Here is a 12,057-nt window from a genome sequence, read left to right as displayed (position 1 = left end):
TCAGAACGCCTGACCGATGCCGGCATAGATGCCGAAACGCGGGTCGCCCGGATCGCGGTTGAGCGGGATCGCCGCGTCGACCCGCAGCGGACCGAATGGCGTCAGATAGCGCACGCCGACGCCGGCGCCGACCTTCATGTCGGAAAAGTCCGGGAAGGACTTCGTCGAGACAGTGCCGGCATCGACGAATGGCACGATGCCGATCGTATCGGTGACGGCGATACGCATCTCGACCGAGGTTTCGAAGAGGGAGAGCCCGCCGATCGGCTGCCCGTCGATGTCCTTCGGGCCGATGCCCTGATAGGCATAGCCGCGCACCGAGCCGCCGCCGCCGGAATAGAAGCGGCGATTGGCCGGAACGTTCTCGAGGCTGGTGCCGACGATCGAGCCGACGGCGACACGTTCGGCGAAGATGAACCTTGAGGCCGAGTCGAGCGATTGATAGGCTGATCCCTCGCCCCTCAGCTTGACGAAAGCCGCGCCACTCAAAAAGTCGTAGCTCGGTTCGGCATAAGCCAGAACCCTGAAACCTTTCGTCGGATTCAGTCGATAATCGCGACTGTCGTAGACATATTGCAGCGGGACGCTCGCAATCAGATAGGTGTGCTTGCCGAATGCATCGTCGATCTTCGAATACTCGAGCGCGGCTTCCGCGGAAACCGTCTGCCTCTGGTCCAGTTCGTAAGACAAGCCCGTGCTGCCCTTGACAGAGAAGTTGTCGTACGCGTCGGGATGCTCAAGTATTGTTCTGAAGCTGGCAAAGAATTTCGACGCCGGCCCTATGACGCCCGGCTTTTCGAACATGATGCCGGCATTGTAGTTGAGTCCGGTGAATTCATTGCTGCCGATACCGCTGATTGCGCCGTCGATGCGCAGCTTTTCGGCCTGGCCGAACAGGTTGCGGTGGCCCCAATAGCCTTCCAGCCCCAGGCCTTCGGTGTTGGAGAAGGTACCGCCGAGGCCAAAATAGCGCGGCTTGCGCTCGCTGACCTGGACGTCGATCGGGATGTTGCCGTCGGCGTCGAGGCCGTCGCCTTCCTTCAGCGTCACGCTGTTGAACACTTCCAGCCCGAGCAGCCGGTCGCGCGCGTCGTCGATCTCGTCGGGCGAATACTGGCGGCCGCGCTTCAGGCCGGTCATGTATTCGGTGAAATCGCGGTCGACCTTCTCGGTGCCCTCCACCGTCGTGTCGCCATAGCCGGCCACTGGTCCGGCCGCCACGGTCAGCGTGACGTCGAGCGTCGAGGTCGCATGGTCGGCAACGATATGGCTGCCCGTGACCTTGGCCAGCGGCCTGCCTTCCTGCTTCAGTGCCCGGATGATCAGCGCTTCGGCCTTGAGCACGGCGCCCGATCCGGCATCGCCGCCGGCGATCAGCCCGAAATCGGCACTCGCCAGCCCAGCCGCGTCGCCTTCCAGCCTGATGTTGCCCAACGTGAATTTCGGCCCAGGCGTCACCGTGACCACCACCGGGATCGGCTGCGGCCCGGTGAATTCGGCGTCCGGCGGCAATTCGTCGAGCTGCTTGCCTTGGATGGTGATGGTGACGATGCCTTCGTAGCGGGCATCCGCATAAAGGGCGGCAACCAGTTGCTCCCGGTCGCTGCGCGCCTTGGCCAGCAGGCCGAGCGAACCGGACACCGGACGTTCTTCGTCGGCTTTCAGCGTCGAGGCGTTTTCGAGTTTCTTGACCAGATCCTTGTCGGCGTCGGTCGCCTCGATGGTCACGGCGTAGCGCAGCGGGTCGACGATATCGGCATCCTCGTCGTTCGACGAGCCCCACAATTTGATGCCGAAAAGCTCGAAAGCAGCGGCATTCCGGGTTTCGACGACAGGTATGATGGAACACATCAGCGCGAAAAGCAGGACGCGCGGAAGCCCGCGCAGCCGCGCGGTTCCTCCCGACATATGCCTTTCATGCGCCGACATTACAAATCTAACCTAGCTTGCAATGCTAAAATTGGAATGAAGTTCTGAAGTGCTCGTAAAGGGGCCACAATCCAATTGTCTGAAATAGACAGGGCTTGGAATTCACACCTTCTGCGTCGTCGCAAGAATGCGTGATCCCCTGTCCTATGGAGGTTCTATCCGATACCGGCTCTCGGCCGGAAAGGAAACCGTTGGCAGGCGGAACCTGCCGCGTCCTTGTGTTGACAAGCCTGACTGAAGCTTGAACATGCCGGGACGTAAGCACTGTCTGGAGGGTGTAATGGCAATGCGCGCGGCTCGTGGTCTGTCTTTCTTCCTTATCCTTCTCTTTTTCGCCTTGGGAAGCGTCGCGCAAGCGGCCGAAGCCCGGCGAATCGTAACGACCGACAATTCCGACTATTTCGGTTTCGATCTCCGCTCCGACCAGAATGTCAGCCTCGACCAGTGCAAGACGACCTGCCTGGGCGATCCGGCCTGCCGCGCCTTCACCTACAACACCAAGGCCAAATGGTGTTTCCTCAAATCCGACTATAACCAGCTGAAAACCTTCAACGGTGCCGTCGCGGGTAAGGTCGCCAATGTCGACGGCGATCCCGATATCGGCGCGCCGCCGGAGCTCGCCTTCTTCCCCAGCTGGATGGCCGACCAGGCCCAGCAATACCGCAACAAGCTGACCGATCCGGCCTATGACAAGCCGACCGAAGGGCTGACGGCACTCAAGTCGGCGGCCGAGCAGTCGTCGCTGACCGGCGACCATCGCTCCGCCATGCAGAAATACGAGGCCGCGGTTTCGGTATTGCCCGATGATGGCTACCTCTGGCTGGATCTGGCGCGCGAGACGCTTGCGGTGCAGCCGGCCTCCAACACCTCCGAAGCATCGACCTTGCCGGCAAACGCCACCTCCGCCGGCTTCAACGCCTACAAGCTCCTGCGCACCACCAGGACGCGCGCCGAGGTGCTGGCGCTGCTCGGCTCCGGGCTTGACCGCCGCGACCTCTACCGTCCCGCGCTTCAGGCCTATGAAGCCAGCCTCGCGCTGGTCGCTTCGCCTTCGGTCCAGGCCGACTATGCTGACCTCAAGTCGCGCAAGGGCTTCCGCGTCATCGATCACACGGTCGACGCCGACACCAGCGCGCCGCGCATCTGCGCGCAGTTTTCCGAGGATCTGGTCAAGACCGGCGTCGACTATGCCCAGTTCGTCACCGTCGACAATGCGCCGCCGAAGGGCGTCGAAGCCAAGGACAAGCAGATCTGCGTCGAAGGGCTGGAACATGGCCAGCACTATGAAGTGACCTTCCGCACCGGCCTGCCGGCGGCCATCGGCGAGGTGATTTCCGTACCCGTGGTGCTGTCGATCTATGTGCAGGACCGCGCGCCGTCGGCCCGCTTCACCGGCGACAGCTTCGTGCTGCCGGCCGGCGCGCGCCGCGGCATTCCGGTCGTCACCGTCAACATGGCCGCCGCCAAGATGAAGCTTTACCGCATCGGCGACCGTTCGCTGACGCAGCTTCTGTCCGGCTATCAGTTCCTGAAGCAGCTCGACGGCTACGACCTTTCCAACATCTCCGACCAGATGGGCGAGCCGGTCTGGGAAGGCCAGCTCGACATCGCCAACGATCTCAACAAGGAGGTCACAACCTCCTTCCCGGTCGATGAGGCCCTGCCGCAGCGCAAGCCGGGCGTCTATGTGCTGACCGCGCAGGCGGTGGACGACAAGAGCGACGAGTATAATTCGCGGGCCACGCAATGGTTCGTCGTCTCCGACATCGGCCTGTCGACCTATACGGGGCAGGACGGTCTCAACGTCTTTGCCCGATCGCTGGGAACCGCCAAGCCGATATCGGGCGCCGAGCTCACCCTGCTCGCCCGCAACAACGAGATCCTCGGCACCGCCACCACCGACGCCGAAGGCCGTGCAGTCTTCAACCCCGGCCTGACGCGCGGCGACGGCGGTATGGTGCCGGCCGTCCTGATGGCCAAGCAGGGCGACAACGACTTCGTCTTTCTGGATATGGGCCGGGCCGGCTTCGACCTGTCCGACCGCGGCGTCTCGGGGCGCCCGGCGCCGGGCGCGCTCGACGTCTATGCCTGGACCGAGCGCGGCATCTACCGCGCCGGCGAGGATGTCCATGTCGCGGCGCTCGCCCGCGACGGCGCCGCCAAGGCGGTCGAGAACCTGCCGCTGACCTTCATCTTCACGCGTCCTGACGGCGTCGAGAACCGCCGCATCGTCAGCGACGGCGCATCGGCCGGCGGCCATGCCGTCGACCTGCCGCTCGAACCCAACGCCATGCGCGGCACCTGGACCGTGTCGATCTACACCGATCCCAAGCAGGCGGCGGTCGCCAGCCAGATGTTCCTGGTCGAGGATTTCGTGCCGGATCGCATCGAGTTCGACCTCTCCGCCGACAAGAAGGAGATCGCACAGGGCGAGACCGCCAACGTCACCGTCGACGGCCGCTTCCTCTATGGCGCGCCGGCAGCTGGCCTGGCACTCGAAGGCGAGTTGACGCTGTCGACCGCCCGCGACTGGGACCGCTTCAAGGGCTATTCCTTCGGTCTCGCCGACGAGCAGTCGGCCGAACCCTCGGTGACCCCGTTTACCGGCCTGCCCGTGATCGGCGAAGACGGCAAGGCGACCTTCCCGGTCTCCGTCGACCAATTGCCCTCGACCACCAAACTGGTCGACGCCAAGGTCACGGTCAGGATGCGCGAAACCGGCGGCCGCGCCGTCGAGCGCTCGCTCGAGATCGGCATCCGCCCGCAAGGCCACATGATCGGCATCCGGCCGGATTTCGACAATGACGAGGTGCCGCAAGGCGGCACCGCCAAGTTCAGCCTGATTGCCGTCGATCCCGACGGCAAGCGCGAGGCGCTGAAAGGCGCGCTGTGGACGCTGGTCAAGGTGGAACGCAATTACCAGTGGTACCGCTCCAACAATTCCTGGAACTATGAGCCGGTGACCTTCACCAAGTCGGTGGCCAACGGCCAGGTCGACCTTGCCGCCGATGGCGAGGCGACCGTGTCGCTGCCGGTCGACTGGGGCCGCTACCGGCTGCAGGTCGAAACCGCCGATCCTGAAGGACCGGCGACCAGCTATGAGTTCGACGGCGGCTGGTATGTCTCCTCCACCACCACAGAAACGCCTGATGGCCTCGAAATCGCCCTCGACAAGGACACCTATGCGGCGGGCGAAGTGGCCAAGCTCAAGGTCTCGCCGCACTTTGCCGGCGAACTGCTGGTCACCATCGGCGCCGACAAACTGCTGAAGACCGTCACCGCCACGGTGCCGGTCGGCGGCAGCACCGTCGACATCCCGGTCGGCGACGACTGGGGTGCCGGCGCCTACATCACCGCGACGCTGTTCAGGCCGGGCGATGCGCAGGAAACGCGCATGCCGGCGCGCGCCATCGGCGTGAAATGGCTGAACGTCGATCCGGGCTCGAAAAAGCTCGCCGTCACCCTGACGCCGCCCGACAAGACGATGCCGCGCCAGCAGCTGTCGATCCCGGTCTCGGTCGCCGGCGTGCAGCCCGGCAGCAATGCCTATGTCATGGTCGCCGCCGTCGATGTCGGCATCCTCAACCTCACCAACTACAAGGCGCCGGACCCGGAGAACTGGTTCTTCGGCCAGCGCATGCTCGGGCTTGAGATCCGCGACCTCTATGGCCGCCTGATCGACGGCTCGCTCGGCACCACCGGCAAGTTGCGCACCGGCGGCGACGGCGCCAATTTGCAGGCGCAAGGCAGTCCGCCGACCGAAAAGCTGGTCGCCTTCTTCTCCGGCACGGTCCAGCTCGATGCCGACGGCAAGGCCAGGGTCGACTTCGACATTCCGCAGTTCAACGGCACCGTGCGCGTCATGGCCGTCGCCTGGACCAAGGAAGCGGTCGGCCATGCCCAGTCCGACGTCATCGTGCGCGATCCGATTGTGATCACCGCCGGCCTGCCGCGCTTCCTGGCGCCCGGCGATGCCGCCGTCATGCGGCTCGACATTGCCGACACGGACGGTCCGGCCGGCGATTATGCCCTGTCGATCGACACGACAGGCGATCTGTCGACCGGCGACAAGCCGTTGCCTGAGAAACTGACGCTCGCCCAGGGCAAGCGCCAGACGCTGACCGTGCCGCTGATCGCCAAGACCGCCGGCAATGCTTCGCTGACCATCAAGCTCGCCCATGCCGACGGCACCAAGGTCGAGCAGACGCTCTATGTCCCGGTGCGGCCGCCGCAATTGCCGGTCACCACCCGCCTGGTGGTCGACCTCAAACCCAATGTCGGCGCGCTGCGCGTCGACAAGGAACTGCTGGCGGCAAGCCTGCTCGACGGCGCGTCCGTCAGTGTTGGCGTTTCGCAGACGGCAGCCTTCGACGTGCCATCGCTGCTGATGACGCTCGACCGCTACCCCTATGGCTGCGCCGAGCAGACGACCAGCCGTGCCTTGCCGCTGCTCTACGTCAACGAATTGGCGTCAGGCGTCGGCATGGCCAGCGACCCGGACCTGCATAACCGCATCCAGGAAGCCATCTACAAGGTGCTGAGCTACCAGGCCTCGGCCGGCAGCTTCGGCCTGTGGGGCCCGGGCTCCGGCGATCTCTGGCTGGATGCCTATGTCAGCGACTTCCTGACCCGGGCGCGCGAGCAGAAATACGACGTGCCTGCACTGGCGATGAGCCAGGCGCTTAACAATCTGCAGAACTCGCTCGGCTACGATCAGGACGTCCAGAGTCGCGGCAGCGAAATCGCCTACGCGCTCTATGTCCTGGCCCGCAACAAGAAGGCTTCGGTCGGCGACCTGCGCTACTACGCCGACACACAGCTCGAAGCCTTCACCAGCCCAATGGCCGTCGCTCAGTTGGCGGCGAGCCTGGCCCTCTACGGCGATACGCAGCGCTCGGAAGCCACCTTCCAGGCGGCACTGCGGCTGGCCCAGTCGGCCACCGACTACGACTACTACCGGTCGGATTACGGCTCGCCGTTGCGTGACGGCGCCGCGATACTGGCGCTGGCGGCGGAATCGAAGCCGGTGCCGACCATCGTGCCGGCGCTTGTCAATCTGGTGGCGAGGAAGCGCGCCGACGCCCGCTGGACGAGCACGCAGGACGAGTCCTGGATGCTTTTGGCGGCGCGTGCGCTGAAGGAAGGCAACGACTCGATCACGCTGACGGTGAATGGCGCGTCGCATGCCGGCGGTTATTCCGACCGGTTCACCGGCAGCGCCGTGGCCGAAAGCCCGCTTACCATCGCCAACACCGGCAAGACCCCGCTGCAGGCGGTCGTCACCACGGTGGCCTCGCCGGTCGAGCCGCTGCCGGCCGGCGGCGACGGCTTCACCATCGAGCGCACCTACTACAAGCTCGACGGCACCGAGGCCAACGTCACCGAGGTCAAGCAGAACGAACGCTACGTGGTTGTGCTCAAGGTCTACGAGCAGAACAAGTGGCCGTCGCGCTTGCTGATCACCGATCTGTTGCCGGCCGGCTTCGAGATCGACAATCCCGGCCTGGTCTCCAGCGCCCAATTGTCGAACTTCTCCTGGCTGGCACAGACCGATGCCGCCCATCTCGAATTCCGCGACGACCGTTTCGTCGCGGCGTTCAACCCGAATGACGGCGACGGCGACCGCAGCATCGCGCTGGCCTATGTCGTGCGCGCGGTGACGCCGGGTACCTACGCTCATCCGGCGGCAACGGTGGAGGACATGTACCGGCCGCAATACTCGGCCCGCACCGCCACCGGCATGATGGAGGTCAAGGCACCGTAAGGCAAAGATGGCGAACAGGAACATGGCGATGGCGCTGCCCCTCATCCGCCTGCCGGCACCTTCTCCCCGTATAGGGACGGGGAGAAGGGCGTTGCTGCGATCGTCGGCGCCTCTTCCGCAACGTTGGAAATTGGCGAAGACCTCTGCGCAGGCCACTTTCTCCCCGTCTCTATACGGGGAGAAATGCCCGGCAGGGCAATGAGGGGCGGCACCGTGCTCTCGAGGAAATTTCTCCGCCGAACAGGTATCGCCGCAGCTTCCCTCGTAGGCTTTGCGGCAATCGCTGTTGCTTCTCTCTGGCAGCTCGATCGCGCCTTTCCGCCGCCGCTGCCCGAAAAGCTCACGGTGTCGACCGAAGTGCAGGATCGCGACGGCCAGTTGCTGCGCGCCTTCGCCACGCCGGACGGTTATTGGCGGCTCGAAACCCGCCTCGACCAGGTCGACAAGCAGTTCGTCGACATGCTGGTCGCCTATGAGGACAAGCGCTTTTGGGACCATGACGGCGTCGACGTGCTGGCGCTGGCCCGCGCCGCCGGCCAGTTCGTCAGCAATGGCCACATCGTCTCCGGCGGCTCGACGCTGTCGATGCAGCTTGCCCGGCTGATCGAGCCGCGCGACAGCCGCAGCCTCGGCTCCAAGATCAAGCAGATGCTGCGCGCCATCCAGATCGAGCGGCGGCTCTCCAAGCAACAGATCCTCGAGCGCTATCTGACGCTGGCGCCCTATGGCGGCAATCTCGAAGGCGTGCGCGCCGCCTCGCTCGCCTATTTCGGCAAGGAGCCGAAGCGGCTCACTGTCTCGGAAGCCGCCCTGCTCGTCGCGCTCCCGCAATTGCCGGAAAGGCGGCGGCCCGACCGCAACCTCGGCATTGCGCACGCCGCCCGCGACCGTGTGCTGACCCGCATGGTTTCATCAGGTCTGCTCGGCGAACGCGAGGCCGCCCGCGCCGCGCTCGACGATGTTTCGGGTTTGCGCCGCAAATTGCCGGCGCTTGCGGCCCACGCCGCCTATGCCTTGCTGCCCAATGCCGTGCCCGGCAAGCCGCTGCAACTGACGATCCGCAAAAGTGTCCAGGAAGGGCTGGAGCAGGTGGCCAAGGACGCCGCCAGCAAGCTCGGCCCGCGCCTGTCGGTGGCCATGGTGATGGCCGACTCCCGCACCGGCGACATCCTCGGCGAGGTCGGTTCGGCCGATTTCTTCGACGCCAGCCGCTCCGGCTGGATCGACATGACCAGGATCATCCGCTCGCCGGGTTCGACGCTGAAGCCGTTCATCTACGGCCTCGCCTTCGAGCAGGGGCTGGTGGCGCAAGAGACCATCATCGAGGACAGCCCGGCGGATTTCTCCGGCTACCGGCCGAAGAATTTCGACATGGGCTACCAGGGCGATGTCAGCATCCGGCAGGCGCTGCAACTGTCGCTCAACGTGCCGGCGATCCGCGTGCTCGACGCGGTCGGCCCGGCGCGGCTGACGGCGCGCTTCCGCCAGGCCGGCGTCAGCCCGGTGCTGCCGGTCAACGAGGCGCCGGGCCTGGCGATCGGCCTTGGCGGCGTCGGCGTGACCCTGCGCGACCTCGTCCAGCTCTATACGGGGCTCGCCAATGGCGGCAAAGCGCACACGCTGCATGACGGCACCGAGCCGGCCAATGCCGAACGCTCCACCGCCACCATCCTCGACGACCAGGCGAACTGGCAGATCACCGACATATTGTCGGGCGTCAAGCCACCCGAGGGCGCCTCCCAACGCGGCATCGCCTACAAGACCGGCACCTCCTATGGTTACCGCGATGCCTGGTCGGTCGGCTTCGACGGCCGCTACGTGCTGGGTGTCTGGGTCGGCCGCGCCGATGCCGGCGCCGTGCCCGGTCTCTCCGGCTATGTCTCGGCAGCGCCGATCCTGTTCGAAGGCTTCGTCCGCTCCGGCCTCGCCACCGTGCCGCTGCCGGGACGGCCGGCCGGTGTGTTCAGTCCCAGGCGTGAGGATCTGCCGGTGACGCTGGCGCGCTTCGGCGCCGTCACCGAGGGGTTGGCGCAGGCAGCGCCGAGCGAACCCGCGCCGACGATCATCTTTCCACCCGACGGCGCCCGCGTCGATCTCGGCGCCAACTCGGCCGATGCCTCGCCGCTGGTGCTGAAGCTGCAGGGCGGCCGCGCCCCGTTCCGCTGGCTGGCCAACGGCAAGCCGCTGACCGGCATCGACCGCCGCCGCACCGCGACCTGGCTGCCCGACGGCGCCGGCTATTCGACGCTCACCGTGATCGACGCCGCTGGACGCGCGGCCAGCGTGAAGGTGTTCGTTGAATAGACGGCGCCAAGCGATTCACGGCATTGGTTTTCCATGAGTGAGTGGATAGCAAGATACTCACCCATGTCTGTTCCGAAGTGCGCCCTGCGCAAGATTACCGCTGTCCTCGTCACTCTGTTGACAGTCACCCTCCCCGCCTCCGCCGCCGACCTCCCCGCCGGCTTCGTCCGTCTCGCCGATGTCGATCCCTCGATCCGCCAGGACATCCGATATGCCGGTCTCGAAAATTTCCTGCACCGCAAGGCGAAGGGCTATGATGCCCCGGTCTGCATCCTCACCCGGCGGGCGGCGGCAGCTCTATCCAGCGTGCAAAAAGTGCTCGCTCCCGAAGGGCTGACGCTGGTCGTCTTCGACTGTTATCGACCTGCGCGCGCCGTCGCCGATATGGGCGAATGGACAGGAAAGGGCGGACCGTCCGATCCGCAATGGTATCCGGCGGTCAAGCGCAACGACCTCATCGCCAAAGGCTATATCGGCGAACTGTCCACCCATTCGCGTGGCTCGACCGTCGACGTCGCCATCGCCCATGCCGACCACAGAAGCGCAGCGAAGCCCGCCTGCGGCACACCCGACGCCGACACGCTCGACTTCGGCACCGGTTTCGACTGCTTCGATCCGGCGAGCGAAACCGCCCACCGCCCGCTTACCAGCGACGCGACGGCAAACCGCAGAAAGCTCCTCGAGGCGATGCGCGCCGGCGGGTTCAAGAACTATGCCCGCGAATGGTGGCACTTCACGCTGGCAAACGAACCGTTTCCGAAACAGCGTTTCGACTTTCCCGTCAGCGCGGAATAGGAACCGGTCGCCACCAACCTCTTGTCGCGCGGCCTTGCCTCGGTTCACCTGATTTCTAAATAGCGTCGAACCGACGCGGAATCGACACGGGCTAATATGAGGAAAATGTTTCCTCAAGAGGTCGATACCCAGCGAAAAATTGCTTCAAGAGGGCAAAAAAGGCAACGTTGAATGCATCTAATTTCTATCAATTCGGTAGAGTTCGGCCATCATCAACGGAGGCGGAAATGACCAACCCTCATTTCAGGAAACTGCTCGGCGCACTGGTCGCCACATCTGTCCAGTTCGGCACGCTCGGTTTCGCGTTTGCCGACACGACCCTTCTCAACGTGTCCTATGACCCGACACGCGAGCTCTACAAGGTCTATGACGAGGCCTTCGCCGCCCACTGGAAGGCCGAGACCGGCGAGACCGTGACCATCCAGCAGTCGCATGGCGGCTCCGGCGCCCAGGCCCGCGCCGTGATCGACGGCCTCGATGCCGACGTGGTGACGCTGGCGCTCGAAGGCGACATCAACGCCATCGTCTCCAAGTCGCAGAAGATCAATCCCGACTGGCGCACGAAATTCGAGAACAATTCCGCCCCCTACACCTCGACCATCATCTTCCTGGTCCGCAAGGGCAACCCGAAGGGCATCCATGACTGGAGCGACCTGGTCAAGGAAGGCGTCCAGGTTATCACGCCGAACCCGAAAACCTCGGGCGGCGCGCGCTGGAACTACCTCGCGGCCTGGGCCTATGCCAACGCCAATGATGGCGGCGACGAAGCCAAGACCAAGGAATTCGTCGGCAAGCTCTATTCCAATGTCCCGGTGCTCGACACCGGCGCGCGCGGCTCAACCGTGACCTTCGCGCAAAAGGGCCTCGGCGACGTGCTGATCGCCTGGGAGAACGAGGCCTATCTGGCGCTTGACGAATTCGGCGCCGACAATTTCGACATCGTCTATCCGCCAACCTCGATCCTGGCCGAGCCGCCGGTCGCGGTGGTGGACTCCAATGTCGATGCCAAGGGCACGCGCAAGGTCGCGGAGGCCTATCTGGGCTGGCTCTACTCCAAGGAAGGTCAAACGCTGATCGCCAAGAACCACTATCGTCCGGCAAAGCCCGATTTGGTGCCGGCGGAAGACCTCGCCAAACTGCCCGCGATCAAGCTGGTCACCATCGACGATCCGCTTTTTGGCGGTTGGAAGAAGGCACAGCCTTACCATTTCGGCGACGGTGGTATATTCGACCAGATCTACAAGCCGGCCCAGTGAGGCGCGGCG

At 64.7% G+C, this 12,057-nt stretch carries 5 protein-coding genes; 4 read left to right on the top strand and 1 reads right to left on the bottom strand.

Features of this window, described 5'->3' with window-relative positions:
* The gene (locus AC1RUK_RS06330) at positions 1–1,929 is read right to left on the bottom strand and encodes an autotransporter assembly complex protein TamA (protein WP_481836319.1); all 1,929 of its coding nucleotides are present in this window, start codon (positions 1,927–1,929) and stop codon (positions 1–3) included.
* A 280-nt stretch (positions 1,930–2,209) separates the two neighbouring features.
* Between AC1RUK_RS06330 and AC1RUK_RS06325 the strand changes: the two genes are divergently transcribed.
* The 4 genes from AC1RUK_RS06325 to AC1RUK_RS06310 all read left to right on the top strand — a co-directional run bounded on the left by AC1RUK_RS06325 (position 2,210) and on the right by AC1RUK_RS06310 (position 12,048).
* Entirely contained in the window at positions 2,210–7,693 is a 5,484-nt protein-coding gene (locus tag AC1RUK_RS06325; protein WP_481836320.1) for an alpha-2-macroglobulin family protein, read from the top strand.
* A 198-nt stretch (positions 7,694–7,891) separates the two neighbouring features.
* On the top strand, positions 7,892–9,997 hold the full coding sequence (pbpC, locus tag AC1RUK_RS06320; protein WP_481839561.1) for a penicillin-binding protein 1C: 2,106 nt from the start codon (positions 7,892–7,894) through the stop codon (positions 9,995–9,997).
* A gap of 63 nt (positions 9,998–10,060) precedes the next feature.
* Positions 10,061–10,792: a M15 family metallopeptidase gene (locus tag AC1RUK_RS06315; RefSeq protein ID WP_481836321.1), complete on the top strand. Its 732-nt coding sequence runs from the start codon at positions 10,061–10,063 to the stop codon at positions 10,790–10,792.
* Positions 10,793–11,019: 227 nt separating this feature from the next.
* On the top strand, positions 11,020–12,048 hold the full coding sequence (locus tag AC1RUK_RS06310) for a sulfate ABC transporter substrate-binding protein (protein WP_481836322.1): 1,029 nt from the start codon (positions 11,020–11,022) through the stop codon (positions 12,046–12,048).
* The last annotated feature ends 9 nt before the right edge of the window (positions 12,049–12,057 follow it).

This window comes from Mesorhizobium monacense, assembly GCF_056781675.1.
The sequence above is the reverse complement of the archived record's forward strand: the minus strand, read 5'-3'. Positions and strand labels throughout refer to the sequence as shown.

Excerpts from the sequence above, each read along its gene's own strand:
- AC1RUK_RS06330 (WP_481836319.1), bottom strand. The coding sequence starts at position 1,929 with ATGTCGGCGCATGAAAGGCATATGTCGGGAGGAACCGCGCGGCTGCGC.
- AC1RUK_RS06325 (WP_481836320.1), top strand. The coding sequence starts at position 2,210 with ATGGCAATGCGCGCGGCTCGTGGTCTGTCTTTCTTCCTTATCCTTCTC.
- pbpC (WP_481839561.1), top strand. The coding sequence starts at position 7,892 with ATGAGGGGCGGCACCGTGCTCTCGAGGAAATTTCTCCGCCGAACAGGT.
- AC1RUK_RS06315 (WP_481836321.1), top strand. The coding sequence starts at position 10,061 with ATGTCTGTTCCGAAGTGCGCCCTGCGCAAGATTACCGCTGTCCTCGTC.
- AC1RUK_RS06310 (WP_481836322.1), top strand. The coding sequence starts at position 11,020 with ATGACCAACCCTCATTTCAGGAAACTGCTCGGCGCACTGGTCGCCACA.